The 19,912-nt window shown below is 72.5% G+C and carries 18 protein-coding genes and 1 riboswitch; of the genes, 13 read left to right on the top strand and 5 right to left on the bottom strand.

All coding sequences use genetic code 11. The annotated features are described in order from the left end of the window. Positions 1-355 precede the first annotated feature (355 nt). Positions 356-508, top strand: a riboswitch (cobalamin riboswitch). A 67-nt stretch (positions 509-575) separates the two neighbouring features. From KSO97_RS09035 to KSO97_RS09015, 5 genes are read left to right on the top strand one after another with little or no spacing between them, the layout of a single operon-like run. Beyond that, the gene (locus KSO97_RS09035; protein WP_232678118.1) at positions 576-2,201 is read left to right on the top strand and encodes a hypothetical protein; all 1,626 of its coding nucleotides are present in this window, start codon (positions 576-578) and stop codon (positions 2,199-2,201) included. Positions 2,202-2,206: 5 nt separating this feature from the next. After that, a complete protein-coding gene (locus KSO97_RS09030; RefSeq protein WP_232678115.1) occupies positions 2,207-3,136 on the top strand; it encodes a hypothetical protein in 930 nt (309 codons plus the stop codon). A 6-nt stretch (positions 3,137-3,142) separates the two neighbouring features. Beyond that, positions 3,143-4,219 (top strand): energy-coupling factor transporter transmembrane component T, encoded by a 1,077-nt coding sequence (locus KSO97_RS09025; RefSeq protein ID WP_232678112.1) that lies wholly within the window; start codon positions 3,143-3,145, stop codon positions 4,217-4,219. Next, on the top strand, positions 4,216-5,850 hold the full coding sequence (locus KSO97_RS09020; RefSeq protein WP_232678110.1) for an ABC transporter ATP-binding protein: 1,635 nt from the start codon (positions 4,216-4,218) through the stop codon (positions 5,848-5,850). Before KSO97_RS09025 ends, KSO97_RS09020 begins: the two co-directional genes overlap by 4 nt. Beyond that, the gene (locus KSO97_RS09015; RefSeq protein ID WP_232678107.1) at positions 5,847-6,686 is read left to right on the top strand and encodes an ECF transporter S component; all 840 of its coding nucleotides are present in this window, start codon (positions 5,847-5,849) and stop codon (positions 6,684-6,686) included. The genes KSO97_RS09020 and KSO97_RS09015 overlap by 4 nt, the downstream gene beginning before the upstream one ends. 117 nt (positions 6,687-6,803) lie before the next feature. On the opposite strand, the gene KSO97_RS09010 is transcribed toward KSO97_RS09015, so the two are convergent. The 4 genes from KSO97_RS09010 to KSO97_RS08995 all read right to left on the bottom strand — a co-directional run bounded on the left by KSO97_RS09010 (position 6,804) and on the right by KSO97_RS08995 (position 10,682). Continuing rightward, on the bottom strand, positions 6,804-8,000 hold the full coding sequence (locus KSO97_RS09010; RefSeq protein ID WP_232678106.1) for a sorbosone dehydrogenase family protein: 1,197 nt from the start codon (positions 7,998-8,000) through the stop codon (positions 6,804-6,806). Positions 8,001-8,004: 4 nt separating this feature from the next. Continuing rightward, entirely contained in the window at positions 8,005-8,934 is a 930-nt protein-coding gene (locus KSO97_RS09005; protein WP_232678105.1) for an alpha/beta fold hydrolase, read from the bottom strand. 41 nt (positions 8,935-8,975) lie between these two features. After that, on the bottom strand, positions 8,976-9,221 hold the full coding sequence (locus KSO97_RS09000) for a hypothetical protein (RefSeq protein WP_232678103.1): 246 nt from the start codon (positions 9,219-9,221) through the stop codon (positions 8,976-8,978). Between the two features lie 549 nt (positions 9,222-9,770). Beyond that, positions 9,771-10,682 (bottom strand): DMT family transporter, encoded by a 912-nt coding sequence (locus tag KSO97_RS08995; RefSeq protein WP_374198482.1) that lies wholly within the window; start codon positions 10,680-10,682, stop codon positions 9,771-9,773. A 151-nt stretch (positions 10,683-10,833) separates the two neighbouring features. On the opposite strand from KSO97_RS08995, the gene KSO97_RS08990 reads away from it, so the two are divergent. From KSO97_RS08990 to KSO97_RS08980, 3 genes are read left to right on the top strand one after another with little or no spacing between them, the layout of a single operon-like run. Continuing rightward, positions 10,834-11,934, top strand: a complete 1,101-nt coding sequence (locus KSO97_RS08990; RefSeq protein WP_232678098.1) for a sialidase family protein — start codon at positions 10,834-10,836, stop codon at positions 11,932-11,934. A 48-nt stretch (positions 11,935-11,982) separates the two neighbouring features. Further along, positions 11,983-13,671, top strand: coding sequence for a dihydroxy-acid dehydratase (gene ilvD / locus KSO97_RS08985; RefSeq protein ID WP_232678096.1), 1,689 nt, complete (start codon positions 11,983-11,985; stop codon positions 13,669-13,671). Between the two features lie 12 nt (positions 13,672-13,683). Beyond that, a complete protein-coding gene (locus KSO97_RS08980; protein ID WP_232678093.1) occupies positions 13,684-14,247 on the top strand; it encodes a pyridoxamine 5'-phosphate oxidase family protein in 564 nt (187 codons plus the stop codon). Between the two features lie 29 nt (positions 14,248-14,276). Here the strand turns inward: KSO97_RS08980 and KSO97_RS08975 are convergent, their stop codons facing one another. Then, positions 14,277-14,735, bottom strand: coding sequence for a hypothetical protein (locus tag KSO97_RS08975; RefSeq protein WP_232678091.1), 459 nt, complete (start codon positions 14,733-14,735; stop codon positions 14,277-14,279). Positions 14,736-14,768: 33 nt separating this feature from the next. On the opposite strand from KSO97_RS08975, the gene KSO97_RS08970 reads away from it, so the two are divergent. The 5 genes from KSO97_RS08970 (at position 14,769) to KSO97_RS08950 (ending at position 19,903) form a co-directional block, all read left to right on the top strand. Beyond that, positions 14,769-15,728 (top strand): hypothetical protein, encoded by a 960-nt coding sequence (locus KSO97_RS08970; RefSeq protein ID WP_232678090.1) that lies wholly within the window; start codon positions 14,769-14,771, stop codon positions 15,726-15,728. An 83-nt stretch (positions 15,729-15,811) separates the two neighbouring features. After that, the gene (locus KSO97_RS08965) at positions 15,812-16,831 is read left to right on the top strand and encodes an ABC transporter substrate-binding protein (protein WP_232678089.1); all 1,020 of its coding nucleotides are present in this window, start codon (positions 15,812-15,814) and stop codon (positions 16,829-16,831) included. Positions 16,832-16,866: 35 nt separating this feature from the next. Next, positions 16,867-17,892 (top strand): iron ABC transporter permease, encoded by a 1,026-nt coding sequence (locus tag KSO97_RS08960; protein WP_232678083.1) that lies wholly within the window; start codon positions 16,867-16,869, stop codon positions 17,890-17,892. Between the two features lie 89 nt (positions 17,893-17,981). Beyond that, positions 17,982-18,986: an iron ABC transporter permease gene (locus KSO97_RS08955; RefSeq protein ID WP_232678081.1), complete on the top strand. Its 1,005-nt coding sequence runs from the start codon at positions 17,982-17,984 to the stop codon at positions 18,984-18,986. Further along, on the top strand, positions 18,983-19,903 hold the full coding sequence (locus KSO97_RS08950; protein ID WP_232678079.1) for an ABC transporter ATP-binding protein: 921 nt from the start codon (positions 18,983-18,985) through the stop codon (positions 19,901-19,903). The genes KSO97_RS08955 and KSO97_RS08950 overlap by 4 nt, the downstream gene beginning before the upstream one ends. Positions 19,904-19,912 lie beyond the last annotated feature (9 nt).

Here is a 19,912-nt window from a genome sequence, read left to right as displayed (position 1 = left end):
GTTGAGGAGGTCGCTCTGCGACGGCGGTGCCGGTGGTTGAGGAGGTCGCTCTGCGACGGCGGTGCCGGTGGTTGAGGAGGTCGCTCTGCGACGGCGGTGCCGGTGGTTGAGGAGGTCGCTCTGCGACGGCGGTGCCGGTGGTTGAGGAGGTCGCTCTGCGACGGCGGTGCCGGTGGTTGAGGAGGTCGCTCTGCGACGGCGGTGCCGGTGGTTGAGGAGGTCGCTCTGCGACCGTCTCGAAACCCGGTGAGCCAGGTGCCGGCCCCTCGGTGTGCCGGGGTATCGCGGCGGCCCTCGTTCCTCGCGCCCCGGCCATCACCGGTGCGGTCGTGCCCACCGGTGGTCGGTGGTTGAGGCCTCAGGCGCCCTCGGCGGTACGCTGCGGCCACCGATCAACATCACGCGCGTGATGGGGGAAGCCGGTGGAACTCCGGCGCTGACCCGCAACCGTGAGCGTCCGCGAGAGCGGGCGTCAGCCGGAGCACCCACCGCGACGCGTTCTGACCACATCGCTGTCGTGGAGAGCAGCGGGTCGCCGAGGGTGGCGTCCCGCTGATGCAGCGGGAAGGAATCCCATGTCGTCTCGTGCCCTCACCGGCCGTCGTAGCGGCCGCCTCCCCGGAGGCCGCGGGCCCGCCGCCCCCGCCGCCGCCACGCTCTCGGCCCTGCCGTCGGCTCCCGCCCAGGCGCCCGCCCCCGCCGATCCGGCCCCCGCTGCCGCAGCGGCGGGCTGGCTCGCATCCCGCCTCGACGGCGGCCTGATCGTGGGTCAGTTCGGTCCGAGCTACGGCGCCTCCATCGACGCCGGTCGCTCGCTGCAGGCGGTGTCCGGCCATGCCGACGACGTCGCCGCGGTGACGGCTGCGGTGACGTCGGGCATCGGCTCCTACATCAGCGGCGAGGCGTTCGGCGACGCCGGCAGCACCTACGCGGGTGCGACGGCGAAGGCTGCGGCCTACGCCAGCGCCGTCCAGGCCGATCCCCGAGCCTTCGGTGGCGTCGACCTGATCGCCCGTCTCGAGGCCCAGGTCGACCCGAGCGGCCGGATCTTCGACACCAGCACCTACGGCGACTTCGCCAACGGCTTCGGCCAGGCGTTCGCCCTCGAGGGGCTCTCGGCCGTGAACTCGGCGAAGGAGGAGGTCGTGCAGGCCTACCTGCTGGCACAGCAGTGCGATGCCGGCTACTTCACCGAGTCGCTGCCCGCGCGGGATGCCGCCACGGCGACCTGCGACGCCACCGGTGGCAAGCCGAGCCTCGACGCGACCTCGCTCGCTCTCAAGGCGCTGCTGCCCGAGGCGACCGACGCGGGTGTGCTGAAGGCGCTCGTCGACGGCGCGACGTGGCTGGTCGGTCAGCAGGCGGCCGACGGCTCGTTCGGCGCGGGAAGCGCCCAGGGTGCCAACGCCAACTCGACCGCGCTCGCCGCCGACGTGCTGGGCACGCTCTCGCAGGCGTCCCCGACGGCGTCGTCGTTGCTCGCGCCGGCGCGCCGTGCGGCGACGTGGCTGCGTGCCCACCAGTTGGCGACGGGCGCATGCGCACCCGTCGCGGCGAAGGATCTCGGCGCCGTCGCCTACAACGACGCCGACCGCACCTCCGCGCTGGCGGCAGGCATCACCGACGAGACGGCCACCACCTTCGACAACGTCGCCGTGCAGGTCGTCCGCGGGCTCCTCTGGGCGCCGGTCGACCCCGGCCCGACGAACGTGCTGTTCACGGCTGAGTATGTTCGCGCCGGTCGTACCCAGCAGGTCGGCGTCACGGGTGCCACGCCGGGTGCGCCCGTGTGCGCACGACTGGGCAACCAGCGCGTCGTGCGCTGGGCCGACGTCGAGGGCGAGGCGCTCCTGCCCGTCTCGGTGCCCGCTCGCACCGGGAAGAGCACCGTGGTCGTGACCGATGCGGCCGGCCGGGTCGACACCGCCACGATCAACGCGCTCGGCGCGGCCAAGCTCAAGGTCCGGGTGCCCGCGACAGCCGCTGCAGGCGACCGGCTCGTGGTGCGTGTCACGGGCCTCGCGCCGGGTGAGAAGGTGCGCGCGATCCTGGGCAAGCAGAAGCGTCCGGCGCAGGCCAACGGCGCGGGCAAGGCCACCGTCCGGCTGACGGTCGGCCCGAAGCGCGGCACGAAGACGCTGCGTGCGGTGGGCGAGTTCGCCAACCGCAAGGGCGCGGCCTCGTTCCGGGTGACCCGCTGACCCCGATGTCCTCGACCGTGCGCCGGCTCGCCGTCGCCGCCTTCGTGGCGGCGGCGAGCTCGGCTTCGGTCGGTATCGGCGCGGTGGCCGCTCCTGCGGGCGCGGCGGCCTGCACGTCGTCCTCGGGCGTGACCGTCGTCGTCGACTTCAACCAGCTCGGCGGTGGCACGCCGGCCGTCTGCATCTCCGGCGGTGGCGGTGCGAGCGCCGCCTCGCTCTTCGAACAGGCCGGCTTCCCACTCAGTTACGCGGCCCGTCAGCCGGGCTTCGTGTGCCGCGTCTCCGGCGTGCCGACCTCCGACCCGTGCGTGAACACGGCACCGGCCTCGGCCTACTGGGGCCTGTGGTGGTCGCCGGGCTCGCCGGGCAGCCGCTGGACCTACGCCTCGCGCGGCGCCGACGCGCTGCGGATTCCCGACGGCGGCCTCGTGGCCTTCGCCTGGGACGAGATCAGCGGGACGGCGACTCCCGACGCGCCCGCCGTCCGGCCGGCGGCGAGCACCCCGTCGCCGACTCCGCTGCCCACCGCGGCGCCCAGCCCGTCCGGCGGTCCGACGGCGGGCCCCGGCAGGCCCTCGACGACGCCGAAGCCCGATCGGCCGACCCGGAGTAGTGCCCCGACGTCGTCCGCGGCGCCGGACCCGGACGGCTCGTCGCCGAGTGGCGCGCCGTCGGCGTTCCCGGCACCGGGTGCCTCCCCGTCAGCGAGCCAGACCGGTGAGCCGACGTCGGCGCCGACGCCCTCGGGAACGGCGGGCGCCGACCCCGAGGCGCCGTCGGCCACCGACGGGTCGGGTTTCTCCAACGACCCCGTCCCCGCCGTCCGCGAGTCATCGCCCGAGGGCGGACTGCCCGGGTGGGTGGTGCCGGTGGTGCTGCTGGGCCTGGGCGCCGCGGCCGGCGCCGGCGTGCTCGTGCGTCGGAGACGGGGCTGATCGGCGGTGATCGGCGCGCTCCCGCGCGACCTGCATCCCCTCGCCTGGTGGGCCTGGGCGATCGGCCTCGCGGCCGCCGCGTCGCTGACCACCAACCCGCTGGTGCTCGTCGTGATCATCGCCGTGGCGGCCGTGGTCGTCGCGTTGCGCCGCACCGACCACCCGTGGGCGCGCTCGTTCCGGTTCTACCTGCTGCTCGGCCTCGCCGCGATCGTGCTGCGCGTGCTGTTCCGCATCCTGCTCGGTGGCGGCTACCCCGGCACGGTCGTGCTCGACCTGCCCACCGTCCCACTCCCCGACTGGGTACTCGGCATCACCCTGCTCGGTCCGCTCACGCGCGAAGCGCTCCTCACGGGCCTCTATGACGGCCTGCGTCTGGCCGCCATCGTGATCTGCGTGGGCGCCGCGAACTCGCTGGCCAATCCGAAGCGTCTTCTCCGCTCGCTGCCGCCTGCCCTGTACGAGGTCGGCACCGCGCTCGTGGTCGCCGTCTCCGTGCTGCCGCAGTTCACCCAGAGCATCCGCCGGGTTCGGGCCGCCCAGGCGCTGCGCGCCGGCGACACCGGCCGGATCAAGCGGCTGCGCCGCTTCCTGGTACCCGTGCTCGAGGACACCTTCGACCGCTCGCTCGCACTGGCCGCCGGCATGGACACCCGTGGCTACGGGCGCGCCGGCACCGCCACGCGGTCCGAGCGGCGTGTGACGGGCGCGCTGATGATCGGCGGCCTGTCCGGCGTCGTCGTCGGCGTCTACGCGCTGCTCGACCGCACGGCACCGCGTCTGCTGGCCGCGCCGATGCTCGGCCTCGGCCTTGCCGTCGCGGTGGCCGGGATGGTGGTCGCCGGACGTCGTGTGCAGCGCACCCGGTACCGCCCCGACCGGTGGCGCGCCCCCGAGATCGCCGTCGCGGTGCTCGGTCTCGGCGCCGGGACGATCGGTTGGTGGGTCAACGAGCACGAGGTGCCGATCGCCTACCCCGATCCCGCACTCGCACCGCAGATCAGTCTGATGGCGCTGGCCGGAGCCCTGCTCGGAGTCGCGGCCGTAGCCGTGACGCCCCCGCCGAAGGTGGTGTCCTCATGAGCGCGCCGGCGACGCCGTTGCTCTCCCTGCGGGGGATCACGCTGCGCTACGACGCCGATCATCCGGTGTCGGCCGGCCAGCCCGACGCCGTGCTGGACGCCGTCGACCTGGACATCGACGAGGGCGAGCTGGTGCTGGTCAGCGGACCCACCGGCGTCGGCAAGTCGACGCTGCTCGGCGTCGTCACCGGCCTGGTGCCGCGATTCAGCGGCGGGGTGCTGAGCGGCGACGTCCTCCTGGACGGCGTGAGCATCCGCGACTCCGCGCCCCGCGACCGCGCACACATGATCGGCTTCGTCGGGCAGGACCCGGCCGCCGGCTTCGTCACCGACACCGTCGAGGAGGAGCTGGCCTACGGCATGGAGCAGCTGGGCCTGCCGACCTCCACGATGCGCCGCCGCGTCGAGGAGACCCTCGACCTGCTCGGCATCGCCGACCTTCGCTCGCGTGACCTGAGCACGCTCTCGGGCGGAGAGCAGCAGCGGATCGCGATCGGCTCGGTGCTCACCATGCACCCGCGGCTGCTCGTGCTCGACGAGCCCACCTCCGCCCTGGACCCGACCGCCGCCGAGGACGTGCTGGCGACGCTCACCCGGCTCGTCCACGACGTCGGGGTGTCGGTGCTGCTGGCCGAGCACCGTCTCGAGCGGGTGGTGCCGTTCGCCGACCGGATGGTGCTGATGACCGGCGCCGGTGGGGTCGAGGTCGGTCCGCCGGAGCAGGTGCTGGTCGCCTCGCCGGTGGCCCCGCCGCTCGTCGAGCTGGGGCGGGCCGTCGGCTGGTCGCCGCTGCCGCTCTCGGTGCGCGACGCGCGTCGTGCTGCCCGCTCGCTCGCACTCGCTGACATGTCCGCGGGGCACCCTGACATCCGCGGCGACCTCGGGGCGGTCGCCCCGCTCGCCCTCGCCCGCGACGTCACCGTCACGCGGGGGGAGACCGTCGCGCTCGGCGGTGTCGACGTGGCGCTGCAGCCCGGCCGCGTCACCGCGCTGATGGGTCGCAACGGTGCTGGCAAGTCGACCCTGCTGTGGACCCTGCAGGGCACGCGCGGACGTCGCAGCGGCACGGTCGCCGTCGACGGTCGCGACCCGCACACCCTCGATCCGGCCGGACGCCGCGGTCTGGTCGGCCTGTTGCCTCAGACGGCCTCGGACCTGCTCTACCTGGAGACCGTCGCCGCCGAGTGCGAGGCGGGAGGTCCGGGCACCCGGGAGTTGCTCGACCACCTCGCCCCGGGCATCGACGACGCCATGCATCCACGCGACCTCTCCGAGGGGCAACGACTCGCACTCGCCCTGGCGCTCGTGCTGGCGGCGAAGCCCCGTGTGCTGCTGCTCGACGAGCCGACCCGGGGGCTGGACTACCGCGGCAAGGGCGAACTGGCCCGGATCCTGCGCGACCTCGCGGCGTCGGGTCACGCCGTGCTCGTCGCCACGCACGACGTCGAGTTCGTCGCCGTCGCCGCCGACGATGTCGTGGTGCTCGCCGACGGCGAGGTGGTCTCGGCCGGCGTGGTGCGCGAGGTGGTCGCGGAGTCGCCCGCCTTCGCGCCGCAGGTCACCAAGGTGCTCGGACCGCCCTGGCTGCGGGTGGGCGACGTCGTCGCCGCGCTGACTCCGGAGTCGGCGTGAGCGCCGACGCGAGCAGCCGAGCGGTCGGGTCCGCGCTCGCGCAGCGGGTCGCCGTCCCGCTCACGCGCCGATCGGCCGCCGTCCTCGGCGTCGCCTCGCTCGGGGGCCTGATGATGCTCTGCTGGCCGTTGCTGACCCGGGTCGAGGCCGGCACCCGCATCGATCCACCCTTCCTCTTCCTGGCACTGATCCCGATCGTGATCGCCGTGGTGCTCGCCGAGATCAGCCAGGGCGGTATCGACTCCCGCGTGCTCGCGCTCCTGGGCGTGCTGGCCGCGGTCAACGCGCTCCTGCGCGTGCTCTCGGCGGGGTCGGGCGGTGTCGAGCTGGTCTTCTTCCTGCTCATCCTGGCCGGGCGTGTCTTCGGCGCCGGCTTCGGCTTCGTGCTCGGCGTCCTCTCCCTCTTCGCCTCGGCACTGCTGACGGCGGGCGTCGGGCCCTGGCTGCCGTTCCAGATGCTGTGCGCGGCCTGGGTCGGTATGGGCGCTGGCCTGTTGCCTCGTCGACCGACGGGGCGCGCCGAGCTGGCGATGCTCGCCGTCTACGGCGTCCTCGCCTCCTACGCCTACGGCCTCCTGATGAACCTCTCGGGCTGGCCGTTCCTGCTCGGCATCGCCGTGCCCGGCGTGGAGGGCAACGTGGCCTACCTGCCCGGAGCGCCGATGACGGAGAACCTGCTTGCCTTCGCGCGCTACACGCTGGTCACCTCGACGTCGTCCTTCGACACCGGGCGCGCGATCACCACCGCGCTCGCCATCGCGATCATCGGTCCGGCCGTGCTCGCCACCCTGCGCCGAGCGTCCCGCCGCGCCCTCATCGTCGGCGAGTCGCGTTGACCCGTCTCTACCTTGAGACGGGTCAACCGCTCCGACACCGTTGACCCGTCTCTACCTTGAGACGGGTCAACCGCTCCGACACCGTTGACCCGTCTCAAGGTAAAGACGGGTCAACCGTCAGCGCAGAGGGATGCGGAGGATCTGATCGTCGTCGGCGCCCGGGTCCCCGCGTCCGTCGCGGTTGGACGTCGTCACCCATAGCGCGCCGTCGGGTGCCTGCACCACGGTGCGCAACCGGCCGTACTCCCCGACGAGGAACGCCGTCGGGTCGCTCGCCTCGGCGCCGTCCAACGTCACCCGCCACAGGCGCTCGCCGCGCAGCCCGGCCATCCAGAGTGCTCCGCCGGCGAAGGCGAGACCGGAGGGGGAGGCCTCGTCGACGGGCCACGTCACCTGCGGATCGGTGAACTCCGGGCCGGCGTTGCGACCGCCCTCGCCCTCGACGCGCGGCCAGCCGTAGTTCGCGCCACGCTCGATGCGGTTGAGCTCGTCGAACTCGGTCGACCCGAACTCCGAGGCCCACAGTCGCCCGTCGTCGTCGAAGGCCAGGCCCTGCACGTTGCGATGACCCCAGCTCCACACGGGGCTGTCGAACGGGTTGCCGGGGGCCGCGTCGCCATCGGTGGTGATACGCAGGATCTTGCCGCCGAGGGAGTCGCGGTCCTGGGACAGCTCGGGCTCTCCGGACTCCCCGGTGGAGGCGAACAGGGAGCCGTCGGGGCCGAACTCCAGCCGTCCGCCGTCGTGGGTGAACCCGCGCGGGATGCCGTCGAGGATGGTCTCCGGTGCCCCCAGCCGGCCGTTCTGCAGCCGGGCGCGCACGATGCGATTGTCGCTGCTGGTGGTCAGGTAGAGGAAGACCGCGCGGTCGCGTTCGAAGTCCGGGGAGATCGCGACGCCCAGGAGCCCGCCCTCGCCCTCGGGCGCGGCGTCGTCGATCACACCGATCTCGCGCACCCGGTGCGCCGGTCCGCTGATGAGGAGCACACGGCGGGTGTCGCGCTCGGTCACCAGCGCGTCGCCGTCGGGGAGGAACGCCACTCCCCAGGGAGCGGCGAGTCCGGTCACGATCGCGCGGGCACGACCGGGCTGCGCTGCCGCGGCGCCGGGCCCGTCGCTGCCGCTGCTCCCGTCGGTGGACGGCGGGGCCGAGCCGGCCGGCGTGTCAGGTGTCGTCGGCGTCGCCGTGACGCCCGGAGGACGCGGGTCGTCGGACCCACAGCCAGCGAGAGTCGCTGTGGCGCCGAGCGCCCAGGCCACCGCGACGGTGACCTTGGCGCGGGCTCGGGCCGGAGGTCTGACGGTGCGGCGCATCTGCTCAGACGCCCGACGCCGCGCCGACGCGGTCGAGGAAGTCGAGCAGCAACTGGTGGACGACGTCGGGTTGCTCGACCTGGATGAAGTGCGAGCCCCACAGTTCGACGTACTCGGCGTCGCTCATCCGCGCGGCGGCGCTGGCCATGTCGCGCGCGCCGGCGAGTACGTCCCAGCGGCCCGCGACGAACATCGCCGGGACGTCGATCGTGCTCAGTCGCACGCGAGCGTGCCGCGACGTGCACAGGGCGAGGTGGAAGTACCAGTCGACCGGCGTGGTCAGGAACTCCTTGATCCCCACCGCGGCGAGAGCCGGGTCCGGCACCGGCAGCATGAAGCCGGAGTGGGTGAGCGCTGCGATGGCGCGCGGCCCGATCGGGAGTCGGGTGCTGATCGGTGTCACGGCCTTGCCTGCCAGGCTGAGCACCCGACTGACGTTCACCGTGAGTGCGCGGGCCACAGGCCGCGGAAGCCGCAGCGGGGCGAGCATGGTCGAGAACGTGTCCCCGGGCACTCCGGCCACCGCGAACAGGCCGGACACGCGCTCGGGATTGCGCGCCGCGAGTTCGAACATGGTGTTCACGCCGATCGACCAGCCCATCAGCACGGCCTGGTCGATGCCGAAGTGGTCCATCACCGAGAGGCCGTCCTCGACGAAGTGCTCCACCGCCACGTGCGAGGGATCGACCGGACGGTCGGAGCCGCCGACACCGCGGTGGTTCCACGACACGACTCGGACGCCGCAGGCCGGGTCCATCAACGCGGGCCACAGGTAGGGGTTCGTGCCGAGGCCGTTGCACAGCACGACGGTCGGGCCGTCGATCACGCCGTCGGGGTCGTTGGTCCAGGCCCGCAGCCGCGTCCCGTCGTCGGACAGGATGTCGCGGAACGCCAGGGAGACGGCCGGAGCGGTACGCGCGGCGAAGGTCGGCATGGCGTGATTCTGCCTGACGCCGGGGCGCCGCGGACTGCGGCTCAGCGGTTGGCGGCGGCTCGCGACATCGGTGGGGCGGGACTCGCGCCGCCGGCCGGGTCGGCGGCGGCGTCGTCGAGGTGGGCGAGGAAGTCGGCGACGTCGTCGCGCTCGGCCCGGCGCTGGGCGCAGGCGGTCGCGGCGATCATCGCATTGCGGCGGGCCTGGAGCTGCGAGGCTTCGGGCCACTCCCGGAGGCGCGTGAGGAGTCCCGAGAACGGACTCACCAGGAGGGGTGTAGCGGACATGCCGCGACGTTACCCGCGCGCTCGGCCCCGCGCATCACGCGGACGTGACATCGCGGTGAACTCACGGACGATTCTCAGGCAGTTCCCCTGAGGTCACGCGGAGAGGGCAGATGTCGGCTGGCCGCCGCCCCCCGCACGCACCTGAGCACCAACTCGAGCGTCGCCGTGCCTCCGGCACGGCTCCCTCCTCGGCGCTCATGCACGCACCGGGACGACGCCCACCACGACAGCCCCTCTCCGCGCGACCTCTCAGTGTGGAATCGGGCCCCACTGTCGCGAGCACGAGTGGTACGTCCGGGAAGTTCTGAAACGGTTGGCGTGCTCCCGGTGCGTGCAGCGCAAGGCGCCGGCGCGCAGCCATACCGGGTCGTCTCGCAAGCGTCGGCAACGCCGCGGGGTGGGTGCCGGGGGTACGCGAAGCGCATCAGAACTTCCCGGACGTGCCACTAGGTTCCCGTGGACACCGGCGGAGCCGGTGGCCCGCCCGCCTCCGCAGCTGCCCCGGACGGGCGAGCGCTCAGCGTGGAATCGGGCTCCAGTGTCGCGGCACTAGGTTCCCGCGGACACCGGCGGAGCCGGTGGCCCGCCCGCCTCCGCAGCCGCCCCGGACGGGCGAGCGCTCCGCGTGGCGCCGATGCTCGCCGCGACGACGCAGCCGATCGCGAGCCACTGCACCGCGCTCAACTGCTCGTCGATGATGAGGAGTCCGGCCAGGGCCGCCGCGGCCGGTTCGAGGCTCATCAGGATGCCGAACGTCGCCGCGCGCAGATCGCGCAGCGCGACCATCTCGCAGCTGTAGGGCAGCGCGGAGCTCAGCAGCCCGACGGCGATCCCGAGCAGGATGATCCGCGGGTCACCGAGACCGGACACGTCGGTGGTCGTCAGCAGCGGTGTCACCATCGCGAGGGCGACCAGGCTGGCGATCGCGAGGCCGTCGAGCCCGCCCCAGTGCCGGCCGACCGCACCGCTCAGGAGGATGTAGGCACCCCACGCCGCGCCCGCGAGCAGTGCGAAGAGCACGCCGAGGACGTCGAGGTCGGCCCGCTCCGCCCCGAGGAGCACGACGCCGGCGCCCGCGAGGCCGACCCACGCGAGGTCACGGGCGCGCCGCGACCCCAGGACGGCGATCGCGAGCGGTCCGATGAACTCGATGGTCACCGCGATGCCGAGCGGGATCCGGGCGAAGGCCTGGTAGATCGCCAGATTCATCACGCCGAGACTGAGCCCGAAGCCGAGCACGAGGGTCCAGTCGAGCCGACTGCGTCCGGAGAACCGCGGCCGAGCGACCGCGAGCAGCACCACGACGCTGGTCGCCAGCCGCAGCCACACCATCTCGGTCGGGGTGACCTCGTCGAAGAGGGACTTGGCGATGCTGGCGCCGAACTGCACCGAGGCGATCCCGACGAGCACCAGCAGCACCGGCCGCGCCGCTGTTCGAGGGGGTCGCTGGCTCACGGGCATCACCGTAGGTCCGAGCCCGGCGTGGCAGCGAGGAGGGCGTCTCGAAGCCCCATGAGGCCGGAGATCGAACCTGCTGTCAGCGATGAGTCGCACCCCTTGCGCGGGTCTGACCTGCAGACGAGAGTGCAGGAGAGGCGAGAGGAGCCTTCCGATGGCGACGGTTCTGATGATCGGCACCCGCAAGGGGCTGTGGATCGCGACGTCCGACGCGGACCGCGAGGAGTGGGCGGTGACGGGGCCGCACCACGACATGGAGGAGGTGTACTCCTGCCTGATCGACCCCAGGCACGGCTCCGCGGGCCGGCCGCGGCTGTTCGCGGGGGCCTCGTCGAGCTGGTTGGGCCCGCAGGTCAGGTGGTCCGACGATCTCGGCGCGACCTGGCAGGAGACCCCGGGCGGGGGTCCACGTTTCACCGAGGGCGCCGGAGCCTCGGTCGAGCGGGTGTGGCAGCTGGCCGCGGGGAGCCCCGCGGGTGACGACGGCGTGCTGTGGGCCGGCACCGAGCCCGGCGCGGTGTGGCGATCGCGCGACGCGGGGGAGACTTTCGAGCTCGAGGAGTCGCTCTGGCAGCACCCTCACCGCGCCTCGTGGGGCGAGGGTTTCGGGGGTCAGGCCTTCCACACGATCCTGCCGCATCCGCGCGATCCGGCGTCGGTGACGGTCGCCATCTCGACGGGCGGCGTCTACCAGAGCGCGGACGACGGCGCGACCTGGATGCCACGCAACCGCGGTATCCGCGCCGGCTTCCTCCCCGAGGGCCAGCAGTTCCCCGAGTTCGGGCAGTGCGTCCACAAGGTCGCCCGCGATCCCAGCCGGCCGGAGCGTCTCTACCTGCAGAACCACGGCGGCGTCTACCGCTCCGATGACGAGGCGGCGAGCTGGACGTCGATCGCCGGCGGGCTGCCCGCCGACTTCGGGTTCCCCGTCGTCGCGCATCCCCACCGGCCCGACACGCTCTTCGTCTTCCCGCTCGGCGGCGGCGAGTGCCGCTACCCGCCCGAGGGGCGCGCGAGCGTGTGGGCCTCCACCGACGCGGGGGAGTCGTGGTCGCCACGCGGGACGGGGCTGCCCGAGCGCTTCTTCGTCGGGGTGCTGCGCGACGCGATGTGCGCCGACGACCACGAGACGGCGGGCCTCTACCTGGGTGCGCGCGACGGCAGCGTCTGGGTCTCCACCGACGGCGGGGGCAGCTGGCGGTCCGTGGTCGCGCATCTGCCCGACGTCGTCGCGGTACGCGCGGCGTCCTACTGACCGGTCGGGCACGGCCGGGCGCCGCGCCCGAACCTCTAATCTGTCGGTATGAGCACCCCGCAGCAGCCCGACATCAAGCCCCGCTCGCGCGACGTCACCGACGGCCTCGAGCGTGCCGCCGCCCGGGGCATGCTGCGCGCGGTAGGCATGGGTGACGACGACTTCGCCAAGCCGCAGATCGGCGTCGCGTCGAGCTGGAACGAGATCACCCCCTGCAACCTCTCCCTCGACCGCCTGGCCAAGGCCGTCAAGAACGGCGTGCACGCGGCCGGCGGGTACCCGCTGGAGTTCGGCACGATCTCGGTCTCCGACGGCATCTCGATGGGCCACGAGGGCATGCACTTCTCGCTGGTCTCGCGAGAGGTCATCGCCGACTCCGTCGAGGTCGTGATGAACGCCGAGCGGCTCGACGGCTCGGTGCTGCTGGCCGGGTGCGACAAGTCGCTGCCCGGCATGCTGATGGCCGCGGCCCGCCTCGACCTCGCCAGCGTGTTCCTCTACGCCGGGTCGATCATGCCCGGCCAGGTGGACGGCCGCGACGTCACGATCATCGACGCTTTCGAGGCCGTCGGCGCGTGCCTGGCGGGCAAGATCACGCGTGAGGAGGTCGACAAGATCGAGCGGGCCATCTGCCCCGGAGAGGGCGCGTGCGGCGGCATGTACACCGCCAACACGATGGCATCGGTTGCCGAGGCCCTCGGGATGAGCCTGCCCGGCTCGGCCGCGCCGCCGGCCGTCGACCGTCGTCGCGACGGCTACGCCCACAAGTCCGGCGAGGCCGTGGTCGAACTGCTGCGACGCGGCATCACCGCGCGCCAGATCATGACCAAGGAGGCGTTCGAGAACGCCATCACCGTGGTGATGGCGCTCGGCGGCTCCACCAACGCCGTGCTGCACCTGCTTGCGATCGCGCGCGAGGCCGAGGTCGATCTGACCCTCGACGACTTCAACCGGGTCGGCGACAAGGTGCCTCACCTGGGCGACCTCAAGCCGTTCGGCAAGTACGTGATGAACGACGTCGACAAGGTCGGTGGCATCCCGATGGTGATGAAGGCCCTGCTCGACGCCGGGCTCATGCACGGCGACTGTCTCACCGTCACCGGCAAGACGATGGCGGAGAACCTGGCCGAGATCGACCCGCCGTTGGTCGACGACGACGTGATCCGCTCGCTGGACCGCCCGATCCACAAGACCGGCGGCCTCACGATCCTCAAGGGCTCGCTCGCCCCCGAGGGTGCGGTCGTCAAGAGCGCCGGCTTCGACGAGTCGGTCTTCCGCGGCACCGCGCGCGTCTTCGACGGCGAGCGCGCGGCCATGGACGCTCTTTCCGAGGGCCGGATCGTGGCGGGTGACGTCGTGGTGATCCGTTACGAGGGCCCGAAGGGCGGCCCCGGTATGCGCGAGATGCTCGCCATCACCGGCGCCATCAAGGGCGCCGGCCTCGGCAAGGACGTGCTGCTGCTGACCGACGGCCGCTTCTCCGGCGGTACCACCGGTCTGTGCGTCGGACACGTCGCACCCGAGGCGGTCGACGGCGGACCGATCGCGTTCGTCGCCGACGGCGACCCCATCACGCTCGACGTCCTCAACCGGACGCTCGAGGTCGAGATCGAGGCCGACGAGCTCGCCCGCCGTCAGGACGGCTGGGAGCCGCTGGCGCCGAAGTACACCAAGGGCGTGCTCGGCAAGTACGCGCGCACGGTGGCCTCCGCGGCGCACGGCGCCGTCACCGGCTGACGGCGCACACCGATGGGCAAGGTCCACGAGGCGATCGACGGGCGGGTGCGCGACTTCGTCGAGCGCCAGTCGGTCTTCTTCGTCGCCACCGCGCCCTCGGGGGACGACGGGCACGTCAACGTCTCGCCGAAGGGGCTGGCCGACACCTTCTGCGTCGTCGACGAGCGCACGGTGGCCTACCTCGACCTGACGGCGAGCGGTGCCGAGACGATCGCGCACCTGCGCCAGAACGGCCGGATCACGGTGATGTTCTGCTCCTTCGAACGCACTCCCAACATCGTGCGACTCCACGGGCGCGGCAGGGTCGTCGGTCTCTACGACGACGACTTCGCCGAGTGGGCCTCACGTTTTCCGGAGAACCCGGCTGCGCGCGCCGTGATCGTGGTCGACGTCGAGCGGGTCAGCGACTCGTGCGGCTACTCGCTCCCGTTGATGTCGTTGGACGGCGAGCGTGACCTGCTGACGCCGAACATGGAGCGCCGCGGCGCCGACGGCGTGGTGGCCTACCGGGTGGAGAAGAACCGCACCAGCATCGACGGTCTCCCAGCCTTCGACGACGACCCGGTGCGTGGTTAGAGAACCTCGCTCTCGGCGCCTCGACGCGCTCAGCGGTAGGTCGATGAGGAGTTGGCAGCGCCGATCCACTCGGTGACCGGGCGCTGCCAGACCAGCACGATGCCGGTGACGCAGAGGCCTGCCCAGAGCAGACCGACGGGGAAGAAGGTCAGCGAGCTCGCGATGCCCAGGCCGGCGACCACGGTGAACAGGATGCGCGCGACGCTGCCTCCCCGCATCAGCATCGAGGTGACGACCAGTGAGGCGATGGCCAGCACGATTCCGACCACGCTCAGCCACGTCATGATGGTCACGAACGTGTCGCTGGCCGCACTGGCACCGGCGCCCTCGGAGATCTGCTCGGCGAAGTCGTCGTTGGAGAGCGCGAAGACCATGACGGTCAGACCGATGAGGGCCAGGCTCGAGCCGACGAACGACAGGATGCAGGCCGTGGTGGCCTGCCCAGGACGAGGGGGAGGAACAGGGGCGTGCGGGTACGGGGAGGTCACGACTCCAGTTCACCAGATGGGGCGAAGCGCGCGGTGCTGGTGCTGATAGCGCTCGCGCTGGTCGCCGGGCTGATCGGCGTCGCGGTCGTGGTCGGCGGGCGGTCCGAGCGATCGGACGACCCGGCGTCGCGGCAGGCCGGGTCGCCGTCGACGACACCCGTCCCGTCGGCCCCGCCGGCGGCGAGCGAGACGCCGACCAGCCAGCCCGACCCGAGGGCGACCCGCGCTGCGCGCATCTTCGACGACAACCGCTTCCTGGTCGCCTACTACGGCACGGCCGGCACGGGCGCGCTCGGCGTCCTGGGCGAGACCGACCCCGACACCGCGCATCGTCGGCTGATGCGGGCCGCCCGGGCGTTCATCCGTCCGAACCAGCCGGTGCAGGCGGTCTATGAGCTGATCGTGACGATCGCCGACGCCCACCCCGGCAAGAACGGCGACTACAACCACGACATCGATCGCGCCGCGGTACAGCGCTACATCGACGCCGCGCATCGCAACGGCGCGCTCGTCGTGCTCGACCTGCAGCCGGGGCGGGCGAACTTCCTCGACGTCGCCAAGCGGTGGGAGTGGGCCCTGCGCGACCCCTTCGTCGGACTGGCCCTGGACCCGGAGTGGCGGATGGGCCCGCGTGAGGTGCCGGGTCGGGTGATCGGTTCGGTGGACGCCGCCGAGGTCAACGCCGTGACCCGCTGGCTGGCCGACCTGCAGGAGCGTCACGACCTGCCGCAGAAGCTCTTCCTGCTCCACCAGTTCCGCGACGACATGATCACGCGGATCGGCTCGGTGCAGCCGCGGCCCTCGCTGGCGATGGTGCAGCACGTCGACGGTTTCGGCACCCCGGGGCAGAAGCTTGCGACCTTCGCGCACGTCGCTCATCCACCGCGATTTCGGATGGGGTTCAAGCTCTTCTACGACGAGGACGTCGACCTCATGAACAGCACCGAGGTGCACCGGATCAGGCCGAAGGTGCGGTTCGTCAGCTTCCAGTAGAGTCCGCGAGAACATCGTTTTGATAATCATTCCTACTTCTGTCAGAGTGCGGCTCGCTTCTGCTCGCACACTTCGGAGGTCCGATGTCCCCGCTCACCCCTCGCCGTCTCGCTCCTGCCGGCGCCGTGCTCCTCGCCGCCACCCTGCTCGCCGCCTGCAGCGGCGACGACTCCTCGACCGACTCGTCGCGTAGCAGCGGCGGACCCGGGACCGATGCGCGGCCCGCGGCCACGGGCCCGGTATCGGTCACCGACGCCACGGGCACCGAGATCGCGCTCGACGAGCCGGCGACCTCGGTGGTCTGCCTGGACGTGACCTGCCTGGACACCCTGCGGCTGCTGGACCTCGCGCCGACGGCGTCGAGCCAGTTCGCCGTCGTCGAGGACCCGAACTTCTTCGCCGACGAGGCCTCCGCGATCACCAGCATCGGCGGAACCTTCTTCGAGCCCGACCTCGAAGGCATCCTTGCGGTTCAGCCCGACCTCGTGATCGGCGCCGCGTCGGTCCACGCCGAGATGCGAGCCGCCCTGGGCGACGTGCCGATGTACCTGGCCACGATCTCCGACGAGACCGATGCGATCGAGAACGTCGAGACGGTCGCGACCCTCGTCGGACGCACCGAGCAGGCCGCCGAGGCCATCGCCGGCTACCGGGACGTCGTCGCCGCCTACGGGCCCCAGGCGCGGGACACCACGGTGCTGTCGATGTACGGCGGTGCGACCGACGACATCGGCATCGACGCCGCGGACTCCTCGATCGGTGCCACGCTGGCGGACTTCACCTCCTACCCGTGGCCGACGGCGAGCGAGGCTGACGGAGGGTTCCTCGAGATCAATCTCGAGCAGATCCTCGACGTGGATCCCGACTGGATCTGGGTGCTCGACTTCGGCTTCGACCCCGACGCGCCGGCACTGGTCGAGCAACTCGCCGACGAGCCGGTCTGGGAGTCGCTGACCGCCGTCCAGCAGGGCCACGTCGAGGTGACGCCGTCCTGGTGGGGCGGTACCGGGGGGCTTCTGACCCGCCAGCTCGTGCTCGACACGGTGCTGCCCACGGTCTATCCCGAGGAGTTCTCCGCGCCCCTCGGTCCGCTCGTCTCCTGAGCCTCCCCGCGTCCACCGAGTTCGACGGCGAACCGATGAGTCCGAAGGCCCCAGCGGCGTCCCGACGCGTCCGGGCGGCGATCGGCATCCTCGCGGTGACCGTGGCCGGCCTGAGCACCTTCGCGGTGTTCGGGCTGGCCGCCGGTCGCCCCGACGTGCCGGTCGTCGACCTGTGGTCGGTGCTGAGCGGGGCGGGCGACGAGCGGGTGCGGATCGCACTGGTCGACCTGCGCGCTCCACGGCTGGTGCTCGCACTCCTGGCGGGCGCCGCGCTGGGCCTGGCCGGAGCGCTCCTGCAGGACGGGCTCCGCAATCCCATCGCGGCCCCCGAGCTGCTGGGCGTGAGCAACGGATGCGCGGTCGTGGTCGCCGCGATCGCGATCCTCGGGCTGCCGGTGCCGCGCGCTGCCGTGACGCCGATGGCGCTCGCGGGCGGCATGGCCGTCGGCGCCGTCGCGATCCTGGTGGGCATGAGGTTGCGCAGCACGGTGGCGCAGGTGCTCTGCGGCCTCGCGTTCTCCTCGGTGCTGTCCGGCGCGATCGTCGCGCTCGTGACGCTCGGAGCACCCGCCAACGCCGGGCTCCTCTACCAGTTCCTCCTCGGCAGCCTGGCCAACCGAGGATGGGCCGACGTCCAGATCCTGGTGATCTGGTGCGCCGTGGCCGTTCCCGCGGCTCTGGTGCTCGCGCGCTCCCTGAACGTGTTGCGCCTGGGTGACGACGCAGCCGCCACGCTCGGCATCGCCGTGCTGCGCACCCGGATCGCGGTGCTGGCCGTCGCCAGTCTGCTGACGGCGGCGGTCGTCGCCGTCTGCGGGCCGATCGGCTTCGTCGCCCTGGTGGCACCGCATCTGGTCCGCTCGATGCTCGGCACCGTCGATGCGCGCTGGGTGCTGCCGATGGCGGCGGCCGTGGGCGCGCTCGTGCTGGTGGCGGCGGACCAGACCGCACGCATGATCGCCGATCCCCGCGAGCTGGCCGCCGGCATGGTGACCGCGCTCGTCGGAGCGCCGCTGCTCGTGGCGATGCTGCAGTGGCGTCGGATGTCGGTGCTGTCGTGACCGCCGCCGCATCGCTGCGCCCATCTCCCGCGCCGGTCGTGCGGGGGGATCTTCCCCGCACGGCTCGGTGGTGGCCGTGGTGGTGTGGCGTGGGCCTCGCGCTGGTCGTCGGGATCGAGCTGATCCACCTCGGCTCGGGCACCGTCAGGCTGACACCCGACGAGGTCGCCCACGCCCTCCTGGGCCGCCCTGAACAGCCCTGGCACGAGGACATCGTCGTCGGCCTGCGCTTGCCGCGCGGGCTGGTCGCCATCACGGCGGGAGCGATGCTCGGCGCCGCCGGCGCGATGCTGCAGGCGGTCACGCGGAATGCCCTGGCCGACCCCGGACTGCTGGGGATCAGTTCCGGCGCCGCCCTCGCGATCGTGCTGGCCGCCTCGTGGGGAGGGGGAGGGATGTCCGTCGGCAGCCCCTGGGCACCCCTCGTCGCCACCGGCGGCGCCGTGGTCGTCGGTGCCGTCGTGTTCTGGCTGGGGTGGCGCCAGACCGGCTCGGCAGCAGGAGGCGGCACCGATGTGATGGTGCTCAACGGTCTCATGATCACGGCATCGGTCTCGGCGTTGATCTCGGTGATCCTTACCCTCGACGGCTCGGTGTTCGGCACGGTGCTGCGCTGGCTCGTCGGCACCCTCCACGCCACCGCATGGCAGGACTGGGACCGCCTGTGGCCCTGGGCGGTGGTCGGTCTGGTCGCCGTCGCAGCGAGCCTGCGCGCGGTCACGGTGCTCTGGGCCGGCGCCGAGGTCGCGACGACGGTGGGCGTGGAGATCTCCCGAGCCCGGATGGTCGTCTTCGCCGCGGCAGCCGTGCTCAGCGCGGGAGCCGTCTGTGCCGTGGGTGCGATCGCCTTCGTCGGTCTGGTCGCCGCGCACCTGGTGCGACCGCTGGTCGGCAGCCACCCGGTTCGCCTCCTCCCGATGGCCGCGGTGGCCGGCGCTCTGCTCCTGCTGGGCGCCGACACGATCGCCAACGTGCTCTCCTTCGCCGTGCCCGACGGAGGCATCGCAGCCCGCGCCTCCCTGCCCACCGGCGCGGTGACCGCCCTGGTCGGCGGCCCCCTGCTCTTGGCGCTCGTACTGAAGGAGACCCGGTGATCACTGCTCGACGCCTCGCACGCGCACGTCGGCACCAGCCTCGCGAACAGCACCGCGGAGCCGCGCTTCCGGCGATCGTCGCCGACCAGGTGAGGATCGGCTACGGCGAGCGCGTCGTCGTCCCCGACCTGGACCTGGCGATCGAGCCCGGCTCGTGGGTGGCGCTGGTCGGGCCCAACGGATCGGGCAAGTCGACGATCCTGCGCGCGATGTGCCGCCTGCTCGCGCCCGCGGACGGAACGGTGCTGCTCGACGGCAGAGATGTAGGTGGCCTGTCGCCGCGCGAGGTCGCCACCACGCTCGCGGTGGTCTCCCAGGGTGCCGTGGCGCCCGCGGGCATCACCGTGCGGGAACTCGTCACCCAGGGGCGCCATCCTCACCGCGCGCTGGTGGGCGCCGTGAGTGCGGAGGATCGCCGCGCGGTGGCGGAGGCGATGGAGCTCACCGGGATCGAGGCGTTCGCCGACCGCTACGTCGAGCGGCTCTCCGGAGGCGAGCGGCAGCGCGTGTGGATCGCGCTGGCCCTGGCTCAGGAGCCGCGCACGCTGTTGCTCGACGAGCCGACCACGTTCCTCGACATCGGCCACCAGGTCGAGGTGCTCGATCTCGTCGCGAAGCTCCGCCGGGAGCGGCACCTGACCATCGTCGCGGTGCTGCACGACCTCGCGCAGGCAGCGCGCTACGCCGACAGGATGATCGCCCTGCGTGCCGGAGAGGTCGTGGCCGACGGGCCTCCGCGCGAGGTCGTCACCACCGCCTTGGTGGCCGACCTGTTCGGTGTCCACGCCAGCATCGTTGACGACCCGGTCACCGGTGCGCCCGTCGTCCTGCCCTACGCATCGCTGCGAGGCAGCGCCGACCGATCCGTCGACGCCGATGTGGCGACCGCGCGGACGTCGTCGCACGGTGGTGGGTGACGGTACGGC

It is taken from the genome of Nocardioides sp. R-C-SC26, assembly GCF_021246465.1.
In the GTDB taxonomy this organism is placed as follows: Bacteria; Actinomycetota; Actinomycetes; order Propionibacteriales; family Nocardioidaceae; genus Nocardioides.
Note: the sequence above shows the minus strand (reverse complement) of the source record. Positions and strands in the feature narration are given on the sequence as shown.